Source organism: Terriglobus sp. (assembly GCF_965201105.1).
GTDB lineage: Bacteria > Acidobacteriota > Terriglobia > Terriglobales > Acidobacteriaceae > Terriglobus.
Map to the genome: position 1 here is coordinate 3,075,034 of NZ_OZ241741.1, position 14,748 is coordinate 3,089,781.

At 62.8% G+C, this 14,748-nt stretch carries 15 protein-coding genes and 1 pseudogene; 8 read left to right on the forward strand and 8 right to left on the reverse strand.

Annotated features, from left to right (window positions below; translation table 11 throughout):
- The first annotated feature begins 64 nt into the window (after positions 1 to 64).
- Together ACOFKT_RS13585 and ACOFKT_RS13590 are read left to right on the forward strand one after the other, a co-directional pair.
- Positions 65 to 1,276 carry a glycoside hydrolase family 18 protein gene (locus ACOFKT_RS13585; RefSeq protein ID WP_419804518.1) on the forward strand — a complete coding sequence of 404 codons (1,212 nt, stop codon included), beginning with the start codon at positions 65 to 67 and terminating at the stop codon, positions 1,274 to 1,276.
- 103 nt (positions 1,277 to 1,379) lie between these two features.
- Positions 1,380 to 1,754, forward strand: a complete 375-nt coding sequence (locus ACOFKT_RS13590; protein ID WP_419804519.1) for a hypothetical protein — start codon at positions 1,380 to 1,382, stop codon at positions 1,752 to 1,754.
- 66 nt (positions 1,755 to 1,820) lie between these two features.
- Here ACOFKT_RS13590 and ACOFKT_RS13595 read toward each other — a convergent pair.
- The 6 genes and pseudogenes from ACOFKT_RS13595 to ACOFKT_RS13620 all read right to left on the reverse strand — a co-directional run bounded on the left by ACOFKT_RS13595 (position 1,821) and on the right by ACOFKT_RS13620 (position 6,467).
- Positions 1,821 to 2,816: pseudogene (locus tag ACOFKT_RS13595) on the reverse strand (aldo/keto reductase).
- Between the two features lie 42 nt (positions 2,817 to 2,858).
- Positions 2,859 to 3,431, reverse strand: coding sequence for a cysteine hydrolase family protein (locus ACOFKT_RS13600; protein WP_419804520.1), 573 nt, complete (start codon positions 3,429 to 3,431; stop codon positions 2,859 to 2,861).
- A gap of 31 nt (positions 3,432 to 3,462) precedes the next feature.
- A complete protein-coding gene (locus ACOFKT_RS13605; protein ID WP_419804521.1) occupies positions 3,463 to 4,143 on the reverse strand; it encodes an HAD family hydrolase in 681 nt (226 codons plus the stop codon).
- Positions 4,140 to 5,240, reverse strand: coding sequence for a hypothetical protein (locus ACOFKT_RS13610; protein ID WP_419804522.1), 1,101 nt, complete (start codon positions 5,238 to 5,240; stop codon positions 4,140 to 4,142). Before ACOFKT_RS13610 ends, ACOFKT_RS13605 begins: the two co-directional genes overlap by 4 nt.
- A gap of 9 nt (positions 5,241 to 5,249) precedes the next feature.
- A complete protein-coding gene (locus ACOFKT_RS13615; RefSeq protein WP_419804523.1) occupies positions 5,250 to 5,648 on the reverse strand; it encodes a VOC family protein in 399 nt (132 codons plus the stop codon).
- A gap of 12 nt (positions 5,649 to 5,660) precedes the next feature.
- Positions 5,661 to 6,467, reverse strand: coding sequence for a TIGR04290 family methyltransferase (locus tag ACOFKT_RS13620; protein ID WP_419804524.1), 807 nt, complete (start codon positions 6,465 to 6,467; stop codon positions 5,661 to 5,663).
- A gap of 151 nt (positions 6,468 to 6,618) precedes the next feature.
- Between ACOFKT_RS13620 and ACOFKT_RS13625 the strand changes: the two genes are divergently transcribed.
- Complete coding sequence (locus ACOFKT_RS13625) at positions 6,619 to 7,929, forward strand: transcription antitermination factor NusB (RefSeq protein WP_419804525.1); 1,311 nt, start codon at positions 6,619 to 6,621, stop codon at positions 7,927 to 7,929.
- A gap of 32 nt (positions 7,930 to 7,961) precedes the next feature.
- Here ACOFKT_RS13625 and ACOFKT_RS13630 read toward each other — a convergent pair whose 3' ends face one another.
- Entirely contained in the window at positions 7,962 to 8,900 is a 939-nt protein-coding gene (locus tag ACOFKT_RS13630; RefSeq protein ID WP_419804526.1) for a PASTA domain-containing protein, read from the reverse strand.
- A 62-nt stretch (positions 8,901 to 8,962) separates the two neighbouring features.
- Positions 8,963 to 9,856, reverse strand: coding sequence for a M48 family metallopeptidase (locus ACOFKT_RS13635; RefSeq protein WP_419804527.1), 894 nt, complete (start codon positions 9,854 to 9,856; stop codon positions 8,963 to 8,965).
- 160 nt (positions 9,857 to 10,016) lie between these two features.
- On the opposite strand from ACOFKT_RS13635, the gene ACOFKT_RS13640 reads away from it, so the two are divergent.
- The 5 genes from ACOFKT_RS13640 to ACOFKT_RS13660 all read left to right on the forward strand — a co-directional run bounded on the left by ACOFKT_RS13640 (position 10,017) and on the right by ACOFKT_RS13660 (position 14,651).
- Positions 10,017 to 10,985 carry a branched-chain amino acid transaminase gene (locus tag ACOFKT_RS13640; protein WP_419804528.1) on the forward strand — a complete coding sequence of 323 codons (969 nt, stop codon included), beginning with the start codon at positions 10,017 to 10,019 and terminating at the stop codon, positions 10,983 to 10,985.
- Between the two features lie 72 nt (positions 10,986 to 11,057).
- The gene (locus ACOFKT_RS13645; protein WP_419804529.1) at positions 11,058 to 11,399 is read left to right on the forward strand and encodes a hypothetical protein; all 342 of its coding nucleotides are present in this window, start codon (positions 11,058 to 11,060) and stop codon (positions 11,397 to 11,399) included.
- An 89-nt stretch (positions 11,400 to 11,488) separates the two neighbouring features.
- A complete protein-coding gene (locus tag ACOFKT_RS13650; protein ID WP_419807172.1) occupies positions 11,489 to 12,478 on the forward strand; it encodes a TIGR00730 family Rossman fold protein in 990 nt (329 codons plus the stop codon).
- 114 nt (positions 12,479 to 12,592) lie between these two features.
- Positions 12,593 to 13,333, forward strand: coding sequence for a prolipoprotein diacylglyceryl transferase family protein (locus ACOFKT_RS13655; RefSeq protein ID WP_419804530.1), 741 nt, complete (start codon positions 12,593 to 12,595; stop codon positions 13,331 to 13,333).
- Complete coding sequence (locus ACOFKT_RS13660) at positions 13,323 to 14,651, forward strand: pseudouridine synthase (RefSeq protein WP_419804531.1); 1,329 nt, start codon at positions 13,323 to 13,325, stop codon at positions 14,649 to 14,651. The genes ACOFKT_RS13655 and ACOFKT_RS13660 overlap by 11 nt, the downstream gene beginning before the upstream one ends.
- Positions 14,652 to 14,748: the final 97 nt, after the last annotated feature.

Consider the following 14,748-nt stretch of genomic DNA (forward strand, 5'->3'; position numbering starts at 1 on the left):
TTCTTTACCGCCGCAGTGGAGAAACCTGCATTGTGATCGCGGGCCGGTGCGTCTAAACATGCGAATGAAATCACGCTTTCTCGTTTCGTTTCGGCCCCTGCTTGTTTCTCTGCTGCTCGCTCTCTCCATGCGCGGCTTCGCGCAAGCTGCCCGGGCGACTGCAACCAGCCCAGCGCCACCAACGCACCAGGTCGTCGGCTACTTTCCGCAATGGGGCGTGTACAACCGTCGCTACGTACCCAAAGACCTGATCACGCGCGGCGCGGTCAAGACACTCACGCAAATCGATTACGCGCAGGCAAACATTCGCGACAACAGCTGCGTCGTTGCCGACCCGCAGGCCGACACGAACCTCGTCTTCCAGGCGGCCGATAGCATCGACGCGCAAGCCGACCAGCCCACCGCGCCTCTGCGCGGCAACTTTCACCAGCTGCAGCTGCTGCGTGCGCGGTATCCGAAGCTGCGTGTGCTGATCAGCATCATGGGCAAGCGGTCGCAATTTGAAGACGCGGCGAAGCCGGAGAACCGGGTCGCCTTTGCGAAGTCATGCGTGGCCATGTTTTTGCAGGGGCACATCGCTCCGGGCATCGAAGCACCGCGGCTGTTCGACGGCATCGACGTGGACTGGGAGTACCCTGACCAGGACCACGCCGAGGACTTTATCGCGCTGCTGCAGGAGTTTCGCAAGCAAATGGATGCGCTGCGGCCAGGGCTTACGCTGTCGATTGCGTCCGGCGCGTCTGGCAAGAACGTCAGCTCTGTCGACTGGCACCGCGCCTCTGCACCGCTGGATCAAATCAACGTGATGACTTATGACTACCAGGGTCCGTGGAGCCACATCACCGGCTTCAACGCTCCACTCCGCTCGGCGAACCTGAACGAGGAAACGGTCAGCACTACGATCGATGGCTATCTGCAGGCCGGCGTTCCGGCGCAAAAGCTGTTGCTGGGCATCCCGTTCTACGCCTACCAGTGGCAGAACGTGCCCGAGACGGGAACACACGGCCTGAACGCAAAAGGCGACCCGGTGCGCGGCAATCTGAACCAGTCGACCGCGATAACCATGCTCGCCAACCCCGCCGCAAAGCTCTACCGCGATCCCGTTTCCCTCTCGCCCTGGGTCTATGACGGCAACAACTTTCTCACCTTCGACGATCCCGCGAGCCTGCAGGCGAAGACCGCATACGCTGACGAGAAGAAGCTGGGCGGCGTGATGATTTGGGAGCTTTCCGGCGACACGACGGAAGGCATCCTGCTGCGGGCGCTGGCGCGTTAGCGGCCTGTCCCGTTCCATTACGAATCCGCCGCATGGCAAGCGAGCTACCCCGGCGGCAACGGCTCGCATCCCACTTCGCACTTGAGGACCAAGGGGCAGGCAAATGGCATTTCCGAAAATGGGGTTGTTGAGCAATTTGAAGGACCTGGTCACCAAAGGTCCAACTGGTATGGCAAACGAGCGCATGAAGGAAAGCCTTGCCATGGCAGATGAGATGAACCGTCTGGACCGCAGCGATCCAGAGGCGATGAAAGCCTACATGGCGAAGCGAAACGTGGCGGCGTACGGCGAGCTCAACAAGCACTTCGTGACGCGCAACGTGGTTTCCGATGAGAACAAGGCGCACATTGAACAACTGCAGAACAAGGCCATGGAGGATCAGGCGGAGTTCTACCAGATGATGAAAGAACACCGCGAGAAAAAGGCCAGGGAAGCTGTCGGGAGCACGGCTCCACCATCGAGCGGCGAACTGCTGTGACGGCAAGCCAAAGCGGAGCCGACGGACTCCGCTTTGCTGTTCGGTACATTGGTTTTTCGACTGCGCTTAGCGGTCGACCATCTTCATCGCGTTCTCGTTGTAGCGATTGCCCGCGATCTCGCTCTCAGGCACCGCGGTTTCCAGTGCGGTGACCTCGCCGGGTGTCAGCTTGATGTCCGCCGCGGCCGCGTTCTCCTCCAGGTACTTGCGCCGCTTGGTGCCGGGAATCGGAGCGTACGGTCCCTTCGCAAACACCCAGGCCAACGCAAGCTGGCCGGGCGTTGCACCGCGCCGCTCCGCGAGCTGACGCACACGTTCGACCATCTCCAGATTCTTGTCCAGGTTTTCGCCCTGGAAGCGCGGATACCGTTCCTTGCGCTGGTCCTTCGCGCCCAGGTCCGTGTCTTTGCCGATGGTGCCGGTCAGGAAACCGCGGCCAAGCGGGCTTTACGGCACAAAGCCGATACCAAGCTCCTGCAGCGTGGGCAGTATCTCGCGTTCGGCGTGACGCTCCCACAACGAGTACTCCGTCTGAAGCGCGGTGATGGGGTGAACCTTGTGCGCGCGGCGAATCGTCTCCGGCGATGCCTCACTCAGGCCCAGGTACTTCACCTTGCCGACTTTTACCAGTTCCGCCATGGCGCCCACTGTATCCTCAATCGGCACCTCGGGGTCGACACGGTGTTGGTAGTACAAATCGATGTGATCGATGCCGAGTCGCTGCAACGATGCGTTGCACGCCGCATGCACGTACTCCGGCTTGCCACTGACGACCCAATAGCTGGGGTCGTCCTTCTTGCGGATGTTCGCAAATTTGGTCGCGAGAAATACTTCGTCGCGGCGCGGCTTGATGGTGCGGCCGATCAACTCCTCGTTGTCGCCAATGCCGTATGTATCCGCCGTGTCCAGAAAATTAATGCCGAGGTCGAGCGCGCGCAGCAGCGTCGCAACCGACTCCTCGTCATTGCGCTCCCCATAGAACTCGCTCATGCCCATGCAGCCCAGTCCCTCACGCGAAACGCGCGCACCCTGGGAACCAAGATCGATCTGCTCAATCGCCATGCGCTTTGGATGAGCTTGCGCAGCCAATAGGCGCAAACCGGCTCACGCCCGTTGCGCCAATTGCTGCAACACGTCGTCCGTGCTCACGATGGTGGCGAACTCCTCACTCAAATCGCTCAACGCTGCGGCGTGGACCTCTGCCGCCGGGCGGTTCTGACCGTCCAGAGAAGCGCGGTCGAAGGTTGCGGTCCCGTCGTGAACGAGAAAGGTGTGGAAGCCCAGATTTCCCGCCATGCGGGTCGTCGTGGAAACGCAGTGGTTCGTCGTTAGACCGACGATCACCAGCGTATCAATGCCATCGCGACGAAGATCCGATTCGAGTGCGGTGCCAATAAACGCGCTGTTGACCTGCTTGCGATAAATCGGCTCGCCTGGTAGCGGCTGCGCCTCCGGTTTCGGGTCGTTCCCAGACTGCCCAGGACGAAGCGGACTGTCCGGCAGGCGCGAGTCGTGCAATACATGCAGTATCGTTCGACCGCTCGCGCGAAACGCGTGCAGCAACCGCGCGATCTTCGCCTCGGCAGACGGGTTATTGCGTGCACCCCACACCGGATCGTTGAAGCCCTGTTGCACGTCAATCACAAGCAGAGCGCAGTGTGTCCCGAGTCCGGTCATACACACTAGATGAGTCGTACGGACAAATGGCTTAGCCGAGATCAGAAAGGCGGGAGAATGAGCTCACAATTTGGTCGGCATTCTGCAATTGCTCCGCAGTGAAGATGCCTGTCGCTACAGCAAGCACCTCAAGACCGGCGAAGCGGGCTGCCTCAATGTCGCCGGGCGTATCGCCAAGAACCAGGATGGCAGCATCGAGACGCGTAAGCCGCCGCGCGGTGTCGGCAGCACCGGCGATCATGGCACCGCGCTGCTCATAGCCGTTGCTGAAGCCGCCAAAGTCGAAGAACTCACGCAGACCGCAGGCCTGGAGCTTGGCCCAGCCAATGCGTTCGAGGTTGCCGGTTCCTGTTCCGAGCTTTGCGCCCTTTGCACGGAGATGCTGCAGCACCTCGCGCACGCCCGGCAGCACGTCAATCTGGAAGTCGGTTGCGTGCGCCTCCACATGCGCCGCCATCTCCTCCAAGATTTCGGGCAGTCGGGGCCGCCATGCAGACTCGGGCACACCGGCCCGCGCGAAAGCCTCGCGCAGGATGCCGGGATCGATCTTGCCTTGCACCGGCAGGCCAAGGATGTCGACCGGCCGCCCCGCTGCGCTGGTCAGCGCGTGGCAAAAACCGAAGTAGTGCACCGCATCCTTGCAGTGCAGCAGCGTGCCGTCGATGTCGAACAGGTACGCATCGTACGCATCCCAGGGGCGGCTCAAACTCATGCCTGCATCTCCTCGTAAAAATCGCGCAGGGCATCACACACGCCCGTCAGCGGCGCATCCCAGTCGCCTGTCGTGCGCTGGCGAAAAAGCCGCAGCGTGGGGTACCAGGGGGAGTCCTCGCGGTCCAGCATCCAGCGCCAGTCGGCCTCGCGCTTCAGCAGCAGCCATGTGGGCAGGCCGAGCGAGCCGGCAATGTGCGCAGCCATGGTGTCGATGGTGATGACTAAATCCATCTCCGAGGCAAAAGCTGCCATGTCCGCGATACCGGCGTGCCGCAGTTCGGTCGCCGTCTCGCCGTGCGTGTAGAACGTGCGTGCGCTCAATCCGCGCTCCGCGCAGAAGTGTGTCCAGTCGTGATTGTTCTCAAACGCCTGCAAGCTCCAGAACTCCACGTTGTGATCCCGAAGCAGACGGAGAAGCTGCGCGAACGGAACGGACCGCGCCGGGTCGTAGTTGCTGCCGGTCCACACCAGACCGACGCGCGGCTTGGTGCGCTCGCCAAGACAAGTACGAATGCGGTGCAAGTCCGCTTCAGCAAATGTCAGCAAAACGGGCTCGGGTAGCGTCGCCGTCGTGGCTCGAAATAGATACGGCAACTCCGCGCATTCCACCTGCACATCCCAGTGTTCACGATCGCTCTCGCCCTGCGCGGTCCAGCTCATTACGCGAACCGGCGCCATGTGCCCCACGGCCGGATTCTCAGACGTGGGTCGCACCATTGCTCGAATCAGAGGCAGCATCTCCGGGCAGGCCTGCACCATCACCTCGCTGCAGCGCAACCGCAGCTCCGGCAGCCATCGCAGATACATCACCGTGTCGCCGTAACCATGCAGACAGCGCAGCATCAGCCGCTTGCCATCGATCGGCTCGCCCTGCCAGAAGCGGTGCGCGTCCTCCGCGCCACGCCTGCGGATCGCGTCGGAACAACACCATGCCGTCTCATACTCTCCGGCAAGCATGTGACACATCCACCGGCCGCCATCGATGCGGTCAGCATCCATATACCCGCTGCGGTCCAGACTTGTGTACACGGCCAGCGCATTATCGACCTCACGCGCAGCAAGGTGCATTTCAGCTTTCTTGACGGAGAACGTCATCGTTGGCACTCAGGCTCCGCAATTAATTTCCCACGGTATGCCAAACCTATCCGTCAACGCAGCATAGTGCCCTGCCCAGGGTGTCTTCTGCAGAGCAATGTGGACTTTTCCGCCCGCTGAGAGTGTCTGAAAGACCCGTTCTGCTTCCGAAGCCTCGTCCAGGTTCAATTGCACTGCGAAGCCCTGCGGCTTTTCATACGCGCTGTGGAGAACGTCGACACCCGTGAGTGTCTGGTCGCCGACCTTCAGAGTGGCGTGAAAGATCTTGTCCTGAAGTTCCGCTGGCCACGCGTTGCTCTGTGAACCGTAGTTCAACAAAACAGCGATGTTGCCTTGGAGACACTCCTCATAAAGCCTGAAAGCCGCTTCACACTCACCGTCAAACGTGAGATGGGGAATGAAACGCATGTGCATTCCTCCCTATTTCGTGAACGGGTAATGTTGAGGCAAGCCGGCTTCCGGCGACTTTGGCGGATGCACCGCGCGCGGGCCTTCGTGAGTCAGCGGAATGTCAAAACGCCGGCACAGATACACCTCGTCTTCCGGCTGCGATTCGATCGCAAATCCTGAAGACCGCAGCATCGCCTCCGCGCAGGCGCGGTTCGGCACCCACCAGTTGGTGCGATCGCCCGAGTAGTTCTTCTCGATGAAATAAAGCAGCGGGTAGCCGTCCTCGCTGAAGTGCGCCGTGTCGTTGAAGTCGTAATCGTCCTTCACCTCTGGTAGGGCGCGCGTTCCACGCTGCATGCTTTGAAACAGCAGCATGTCTTTCGCCACGTGCTCGTGAATCAGGTCCAGCGCCAGCAGCGGATGTCTAAGGTGGTACAGCACACCCATGAAGATGACCAGGTCGAACTTTTCGCCGATCGCGCCGACGTCCCAGACGTTGAGCTTGCGGTATTCAATGTCGAGACCTTCCTGTCGGGCGGCGAAGCGCGCCTGCGTAAGGTAAAGGTCTTCCATGTCGATGCCAAGCACGCGGTCGGCGCCCCGACGCTTCATCTCCATGCTGTAGAAGCCGCCATTACAGCCGATATCAAGCACGGTTTTGCCCGTCATATCAACCGGCAGGGCATTGCGAAAGCTTGCAAATTTGATGGCGGGATAGTCGCCGAGAAAATGATTCGGCGCGGTTTGAAAGCCGCCGATGCGCATGTTGTGGAACCAGGGTCCAAGCCGCTCAATCTCTTCGCGAACCGCTTCGCCCTGCAATATCGTCTCTGCCACTTTCCTGCTCTCTCCTGAAGGCATGCGCAAGTTCCTGCGGAAAACAGTGTACCCGGCGTGCTGGTCCGGCCGGAGTTTGTCTGGTCGCACCGCGCTGCAAACCCAGGCCGAACGCAGCAGCAGGCGACGCCCGCTGCGACAATGGGAAGCGATGCTTACCTCCGCGTCCTCCTCCGCACCGCGCCCCCAGGGCACCATTGCACCCGCCCGCCTGGCTGCATTCGCGGTCCTGCAGCGCGTGATGAGTTCAGCCGCGCACTCCGATGACCTGCTGCACGCGCCAGCCGTGAACGCGCTGAGCACTGCCGACCGAAACCTGACCACGGCGCTGGTACTGGGAGTGCTTCGCTGGCAGATCGCGCTAGATACGGCGGTGCGCCCGTTGCTGCAGCGACCGGACGCCGAGCTGCACCCCGCCGCCCTGCTGGCGTTGCGGCTTGGCGCGTTCCAATTGCGCCACATGGATCGCATTCCGGCACACGCGGCAATTGGCGAAGCCGTAGAGCTGGCGCGCCTGCACGGAGCGCCGCACGCCGCCGGCATGGTGAACGCCGTATTGCGCCGCCTGACGCGCGAGGCCGCACCCGCGCGTGCAACGCTGGCAGCCGAAACACCAGCGGAGATCGCGCATCCGCGCTGGCTGCTGCAACGTTGGCGCACGCACTTCGGCGGCAAGGTCACGCGATCGCTTGCGGCATACGACCAGGTGGAACCTCCCGCACATGGCCTGTTCGAGGAAGACCCCGCTCTGCCCGCCATCGATGACGGCTCGCGCCTGATCGCGGAGATCACCGCGGCCGCTCACCCCTCACCGCAACGCATCCTGGACGCCTGCGCCGCGCCCGGCGGCAAGACCGCGCTGCTCGCCGTGCGGCATCCCGCATCTGAAATCATTGCCGTGGACATCAGCGAAAAGCGTCTCGCCCGCATGCGGACCCGCATGGACGCCGACCCCGCGACAACCCGCGTGCACACGGTGCTGGCGGACATGAGCCTGCACCCAGGCCGCACCTCGGACGTGCTTGGCGATGCCGCAGGGCGCGAGCTGCTCGCCGGCAAATTCGACCTGATCCTGTGCGACGCGCCCTGCTCCGGCACCGGCACGCTGGCCCGCAACCCCGAAATCCGGCATCGGCTGCAGGAGCGCGACCTCTCGCGCCAAGCCGAACGGCAGGCAGCGATCCTGCGCAACGCCGTCGCGCGTCTCGCCCCCGGCGGCCGGCTCGTGTACTCCACGTGCTCGCTGGAGCCGGAGGAGAACGAACAGGTGCTGACAAGCGCATTGCGCGAGGGTGTGCATGCCATTCCACCAGAAACGCTGCTTGACGCGGTGACAGGATTACGCGACGAAGCACGCACGAGGCTCCGCGATACAGCGATCACGCCGGACGGACACCTGCGAACGATTCCGGGCGTGCAGCCGTGCGATGGATTCTTCGCGGCGATGTTTGAGATTGCTTAAGCAGCGACAGGCCATACCCCGGCGGGCGTTCGTCAGTGTGCCGGCGGCACGCGTACGATGGGCGCTGCCGGTTGCGCAACGGTCGCGGGTGGCAGCGTGGTTGGCGCGGGTGGCGTAGTTGTCGCAGGTGCAGCAGGGGCCGGTGCGCTGTATCCCCGAGTCATCGTCACATGCGGATTGTCGGTGGCGGTCACGCGTGCACCGGCGATAGGCACCTGCGAGGCAATCGGTCCCGCGATTACCGTCGGCGCCGGTGGTGCTGCCGCATCACCCACAATGGCGCCGTCTGATGTCACAGGCGGCGCGCTCTGCGGCACAATTGCCCACAACGGCAGATTCATCTCTTTCATCCGCGCGCGCGCCGTGGAAAACGACAGCCCCACCAAGTTTGGCATCACGTACGCGCGCGGCGCGTTCGCAAATGGCTGGCTTACCAGGAGGCTCACTTCCGGCTTCTCGACGCCTTCCGCGTTTGGCGGCGGCGTTTGCCCCAGCACCACGTCGGCAGGTCCTGGCGCCGGCAGATGCGCGACCGTGCCCAGATCCATCGAAGATCGCCGAATCGCCGCGGCGGCATCACGCTGGTCCATGCCGATGGTGTCAGGAATCGTCGCGCGCTGCGGCCCCATGCTTTCCGTGATGCGCATATGCCATCCCTTGCGCACGCTGGTGCCCGGGGCGGGCGACTGCGACAGAACGCGGCCGGCGGGCACGGTCGTGGAATAAAACCGATTCTCCACCGTCAGGTTCAACGCCGCATCGTGCGTCTTGTCGCTGGCCTCATCCAACGTTAAACCGGAGACTTCCGGCACCTCAACCTCGCCCGCGTGAATGGCGATGCGCACGGTCAGCAGCGCCGACAAAAGCGCGACCGCCGCCATGGACAGCAACGTCATGCTGATGCCGAACCAGCGCACCGTGCCCCGCTTCAGCTCCCTGCGGTTGTCGCGATACCGAACGCGAATCTTCATGGGTGTGTTTCAGTGTAGCCTTGCACCGTTCGCGTGTTTGTCCGTTTGCGGCACGGTTTGGCTCAGTTCGCATCCGGCTCGACCATCGGTGCCGGCTGATAGCTGCTGGAGTTACGCCAGGCTCCACTTTTCGTCTGCGCTGCGGTCAGCGGAGCACGTGCCGCTGCGAGGGCGTGCACGCGGCGGAACTCCGCCGTGGTGGTCAAATTCTGCGTGCGCGGCGGAAACTGTGCGATACGCGCGTTCACATACTCAATCCGGTTGCCAGGGTTCGGGTGATCGCTCAGGAACTGCGCGCTGCCCTGCCCGTACTTCGCCTGAATCGTCTCAAAGAACTGCGGCATGCCACGCGGGTCGTACCCGGCGTCGTACATGATCCTGAGGCCAAGCAGATCGGCCTGCTGCTCCGATTCGCGCGACATGTGCAGAAAGTTCAGGCCCTGCACATAGCCGATTCCCTGCGACGCAACATTACCGTAGCCGCCCAGGGTTGCCGCCGCCGCAACCTGTCCCAGTCCATAGAAAATGCTGCGCTTGCGCTGCTTGGTCAGGTTGCAGGTGGAATGCCGCAGCACCACGTGCGACAGTTCGTGCGCCATGACGCCGGCAAGCTGCGCTTCACTCTCCGCGGCGCTCACCGTGGCTAGGTTCACAAACACGGCACCACCCGGCAGCGCAAAGGCATTGATCTCGTCCGAATCAACCACGTGGAAGTTATAGGGCCAGTGGTATCCAGGCGCACTTGCCACCAGCTTTTGGCCCAGCTGCCGCACATACACTGAGACCGGATCGGTGTCTTTCAGCACGGGCATCTGGCGGTACACCTCTGCGGCGACCTTGCTGCCTTCGGCGATCTCCTGCTCTTCGGTATAGGCGTTTTTGCAAGTTTGCAGCGGCTCTTGCGCGTAGAGGGCGCTGGCTGCCGTTAACGGTCCACCCGCCAGCACCGCAATCATGAGCAAACTTCTTACAAAACGCATCCGTGCCCCCAAATAGCCGTTGCGCACGTCAGATGCCGGTGTCCGGGCTAGGTCTGCCTCGCCTGCGCACTTTCCAGGTTTGCCTGCGCGCTATACTTCAGATTCGTTCGCAAGAGCTTTCCCCTGGAGCAGAACCATGCCGATCCAAACCACCGAACACATCTGGCACAATGGCCAGCTGATCCCCTGGGCCGAGGCCAATATCCACGTAATGAGCCACGTGGTGCACTACGGATCGTCCGTGTTTGAGGGCATTCGCTGCTACTCACAGGGGCCGGAGGACGCGCCTACCGGTGGCGGCATTTTTCGTCTGCGCGAGCACATGACGCGCTTCATCGCTTCCGCGAAAATCTACCGCATGCCCATTGACTACACGGTCGACGAGCTCTGTGACGCCGTGGTCGACGTAGTTGAGTCGAACAATGCGTCTCCCTGCTACATCCGGCCCATCGCCTTCCGCGGTTACGGCGAGATTGGCGTCAACCCGCTCAAGAGCCCAGTCGAGATCTACATCGCCAACTTTCCATGGGGCAACTTCCTGCACGGCAACGAGGGTGCGAACGTGTGCGTCTCCAGTTGGAACCGGCTCGCGCCCAACACGATGCCGTCGCTGGCCAAAGCCGGCGCGAATTATATGAACTCGCAGCTCATCCGCATGGAAGCAGCGGTGAACGGCTTTGACGAGGGCATCGCGCTGGACCGCAACGGCTACCTGTCCGAAGGCTCGGGCGAGAACCTGTTCCTCGTGCGCGAGGGCAAGCTCTATACCTCGCCGCTGGCGAATGCGGTCCTGAACGGCATCACGCGCGCCTCTGTCGTTGAGATCGCAAAGGAGATGGGTCTTGAGGTCGTGGAGCAGGCCCTGCCGCGCGAGCTGCTCTACATCTGCGACGAGGCGTTCTTTACCGGCACCGCGGCAGAGGTCACGCATCTCCGCTCCGTGGACCGCATCCTGGTCGGCGACGGCAGCATGGGGCCGATCACCACGCGCATTCAGACCGAATACATGAACCTGGTGAACGGCCGCGTACCCGACCGCTTCGGCTGGATCACGCCGGTGCGCGTGGGCAACGCGCGGATGGCCGGCGAACCGGTCAACGCCTGACCGCAGCCTCGTCGAATGACTGGAAGGCCAACGGAACTTCTTCGGCGTTGCGCTCTGTTAGCGTAGGAACAGATGGCGATGGAAGCACAGCGTCCGGCGAGCCAGGTCAACGCCAGGCCCGGACCGGTAGCGGTGCGCGCTGAGGAAAGCGGCTGGACAGCCCCCGCGCCCCTTTGGCTGCAGCGCGTATCGCTGATGGTTCTGGTGGTGTTCTGCCTCTACCTGGGCGGACTGCTCGTGTACCTGCCGTGGTGGAAGGCGATGTGGGACCACAACGCGTTGCTGCTGGACTATCCGCGGCTGCACCACTACCTCATACAGGGACCGGTTAGGGGCATCATCAGCGGACTCGGGATGCTTGATCTTTGGATCGGTTTGTCCGAAATCGTTCACTACGAGGAATACCGCGCCTGACGTGAGCAGGCGGGTTTCTGTGAACGCCCGATGAGACGTGCTGCTGTGCGGCAGCGGACTGCGGCAGAGACTGCATCAGACGCTTTGTGATCGACGAAACGCACACCTTGCGCGAAACTCATACGCCGTGCGAAACAAACCTTCTGGAACAAGCTCCCCTCGCCTACGAAAACGACACGTTCCTCGAGTCGCCGGACGGGCGCGCGCTTCGCATGTTGTCCGAGTACCAGGAGCCGATGTCTCGTTTCCGGCGCGAGCGCATCCAGGACACGGTCGTCTTTTTTGGATCCGCCCGCTTTGCCGCGCTCGACGTGGCACAGCAGCAAGTTGAGCTGCTGGCGAATACGGGTTCGGTCGAGCCCGCGCCGCCAGAGGAGCAGCCGGCCAGGCCAGGCGACCCCACAGAAAGCGAGCTGAAACAAAAGCGCGCCGAAACCGCGGTGGAGATGGCCGGCTACTACGAAGACGCCCGCAAGCTGGCCCACATGCTCACGGCCTGGGCCAAGGAACTGCCGGGCAAGCGCCACCGCTTTGTGGTGACCAGCGGCGGCGGCCCGGGCATTATGGAAGCGGCCAACCGCGGCGCGTACGAAGCAGGCGGCAAGACCATCGGTCTCAACATCGCGCTGCCGTTTGAGCAACGGCCGAACCCTTACATCACGCCCGCGCTGAACTTCCAGTTCCACTACTTCTTCATGCGCAAGTTCTGGTTTGCGTACCTGGCCAAGGCGCTGGTTGTGTTTCCGGGTGGCTTTGGCACGCTGGACGAAATGTTTGAGCTGCTCACGCTGGCGCAAACGCAGAAACTCGCAAAGCAGATGACGATTGTGATCTACGGTGCCAAGTACTGGCAGGGCGTCATCGACTTGGACATGCTCGCCGAAAAAGGCGCAATCGGGCTCAAGGACAAGGACCTCTTCCGCTTCGCCGACACACCCGAGGACGCCTTCGCTCTCCTCCGCGCCGGCCTCGAACAACACATCGGTTCCAGCAGCGAACCCGCCGCCGTCCCCACCGAACCGCAGCCCAACTCGCAAGAGTCGCTGGGACCGGATATCGCAAAGACGCGCTCGTGGTAAGCGGCGGCAGGCGGCTTAGCGGCACCGAGGGAACCGGGCCAGCGCCTTCGCGTGAATAAGCTGCTGGAGCACTGACTCGCTGCGTTTGGCAGAGCGCCCGTAGACTTAGAAGTGATGCACCCGCGGCTCGCCCACTTCGGTTCCCTGATCATTCCCACCTACAGTGTCGTCGCCGCCATCGGTCTGATCGCGGCGTTGCTGTTCGCGGAGTGGTGTGCTCCGCGGGCCGGACTGGCACGCGAGCGTGTCTGGTCATTCGGACTTGCGGTGCTTGCCTGCACGGTCGTGCTGTCGCGCTTGGCGTTGGCGGTGGAGTTGTGGCCCGCATTCCGCTCCTACCCACGCCTGGTGCTCACGCTGCCGACGCTAACTAAGTTCGGGCCGGTGATCGTCCTGCTCTCCGCTGTTGCGTGCATTGCAGCTATGCGGCTTCCCTGGCTGCGAACGCTGGACGCGGTCACGCCCGCGGTGCTTCTGCTGATTGTGGCCCTGCACATTGGCAGCTTCTTTGCCGGCGACGACCTCGGCAGCCGCACCACGCTCGCCATCGGCAATCTGGTGCCCGGCGATGAAGGCCACCATCCTGTCGCGCTTTACGCGGCGGTACTCACCGCAGTGGCATGCGCCACGTCCCTCTTCGCACTTCTCCGTCAAAAGCAGCCGGGCCGGGCGTTCGGCGTCGGGCTGGCCGCGGCCGCCATCGCCCGCTTCGTAGCCGACGAGTTTCGTCCTGGCTACCTTCTTCCTTCAATCGGCATTCCGGGCTTCCTGCGCGCCGACCAACTGCTGCTGCTCGTGCTGACGGTTGCAGGCATGCTGCTACTGCTCAACTGGAACTCACACCATGCCAAGTAAAAACATGCTGCCGAAAGGCAAGCGCCGCCAGACCGTAAAGGCCGACTACCGGGCCGCGCGCGACGCAACGCGCGACGCCGAGGCGCAGCGCAAGCAGGCCGAAGAAGATGCGCTGTACGGAACGGCATCAGCAGCCGAGCCAGGCACGGCGCAACAGGAACACAGCCTCCGCGCAACCGGCGCAGACCGCAACATGCGGCTTGACCAGTTCGTCACGGCGAAGCTGCCCGACATCTCCCGTTCACGCGCCCAAATGATGATTGAAGCAGGTCAGGTGCAGATCCGTTCCACGGCAGCGGAACCGCGAACCGAACGTTCCGCCTACAAGGTGCAACCAGGCGACACGGTCGTGATCCGTGGTTCTGCCCAGCCACCACCACTGCGGGCCTTTGCGGAGGACATTCCGCTGGAAGTCGTATACGAAGATAACGACCTGGCCGTGATCGACAAACCGGCTGGTATGACCGTACACGCGGGCAATGGAGCGACCGACAACGCCCGCAACAGCGGCACACTGGTGAATGCTCTGCTCCACCACTTCGCGGGCAAGCTGTCGACCATGGGTGGCGAACTGCGCCCCGGCATCGTGCACCGCCTCGATAAAGACACCAGCGGCTTGATCCTGGTCGCCAAAAACGACAAAGCCCATCGCGCGCTCGCCGAGATGTTTAGCGAGCACTCGCTGATGAAGCGTTACATCGCGCTCGTCCACGGCAACGTTCGCAAGGATAGCGGCACGGTCAACCTGCCGATTGGCCGCGACCCGGTGCGCCGCATCCGTATGACCACCCGCGTGAACGCGAATGTGATCACCACCGCGAGCCACGGCCGGCCCTCACTGCGCGCGCCCGAGGAACCCGACGAGGATGCACCCTCCCACCGCGGTCAATCCGTGCGCGAGGCCGTAACGCACTACCAGGTGCTGGAACGGCTGCACACCTCCGCCGGTGATTTCACGCTGCTTGATGTGGAGATCGAAACCGGCCGTACCCACCAGATTCGCGTACACCTGCAGGCGATCGGGCACCGCGTCGTCGGCGACACACTCTACGGCGCGCCCGCGCGCATTCGCGGTCTCGATCCCGAACCCACTTTAGAAAACGAAACGGCGGACGCTCGGGAAGGCGCGGCTGAAAGCGCCGGCCCGAAAGACGTCAGCAACGATCCCAAACCTACCCTCGGCCGCAACTTCCTCCATGCCGCGCGGCTCGTGCTCGCGCATCCCACCACCGGCAAGCGGCTCGACTTCGAAGCTCCACTGCCCCCCGCCCTGGAAGTCCTTCTGGACCGGCTGCGCTTACTCGAGGGCACGCCGTAACGTCCACCAAAGAGACTCGAACGAATTGTCATTTCGACCGCCGCACGCGCGCACTTTGCGCGTGCGGGGTGAGAACCTGCATTTTTCCGGATCGGCA

Bases quoted from the DNA above. Each gene is read 5' to 3' on its own strand.
- ACOFKT_RS13585 (WP_419804518.1), top strand. From the start codon at position 65: ATGAAATCACGCTTTCTCGTTTCGTTTCGGCCCCTGCTTGTTTCTCTG.
- ACOFKT_RS13590 (WP_419804519.1), top strand. From the start codon at position 1,380: ATGGCATTTCCGAAAATGGGGTTGTTGAGCAATTTGAAGGACCTGGTC.
- ACOFKT_RS13600 (WP_419804520.1), bottom strand. From the start codon at position 3,431: ATGACCGGACTCGGGACACACTGCGCTCTGCTTGTGATTGACGTGCAA.
- ACOFKT_RS13605 (WP_419804521.1), bottom strand. From the start codon at position 4,143: ATGAGTTTGAGCCGCCCCTGGGATGCGTACGATGCGTACCTGTTCGAC.
- ACOFKT_RS13610 (WP_419804522.1), bottom strand. From the start codon at position 5,240: ATGACGTTCTCCGTCAAGAAAGCTGAAATGCACCTTGCTGCGCGTGAG.
- ACOFKT_RS13615 (WP_419804523.1), bottom strand. From the start codon at position 5,648: ATGCGTTTCATTCCCCATCTCACGTTTGACGGTGAGTGTGAAGCGGCT.
- ACOFKT_RS13625 (WP_419804525.1), top strand. From the start codon at position 6,619: ATGCTTACCTCCGCGTCCTCCTCCGCACCGCGCCCCCAGGGCACCATT.
- ACOFKT_RS13630 (WP_419804526.1), bottom strand. From the start codon at position 8,900: ATGAAGATTCGCGTTCGGTATCGCGACAACCGCAGGGAGCTGAAGCGG.
- ACOFKT_RS13635 (WP_419804527.1), bottom strand. From the start codon at position 9,856: ATGATTGCGGTGCTGGCGGGTGGACCGTTAACGGCAGCCAGCGCCCTC.
- ACOFKT_RS13640 (WP_419804528.1), top strand. From the start codon at position 10,017: ATGCCGATCCAAACCACCGAACACATCTGGCACAATGGCCAGCTGATC.
- ACOFKT_RS13645 (WP_419804529.1), top strand. From the start codon at position 11,058: ATGGCGATGGAAGCACAGCGTCCGGCGAGCCAGGTCAACGCCAGGCCC.
- ACOFKT_RS13655 (WP_419804530.1), top strand. From the start codon at position 12,593: ATGCACCCGCGGCTCGCCCACTTCGGTTCCCTGATCATTCCCACCTAC.
- ACOFKT_RS13660 (WP_419804531.1), top strand. From the start codon at position 13,323: ATGCCAAGTAAAAACATGCTGCCGAAAGGCAAGCGCCGCCAGACCGTA.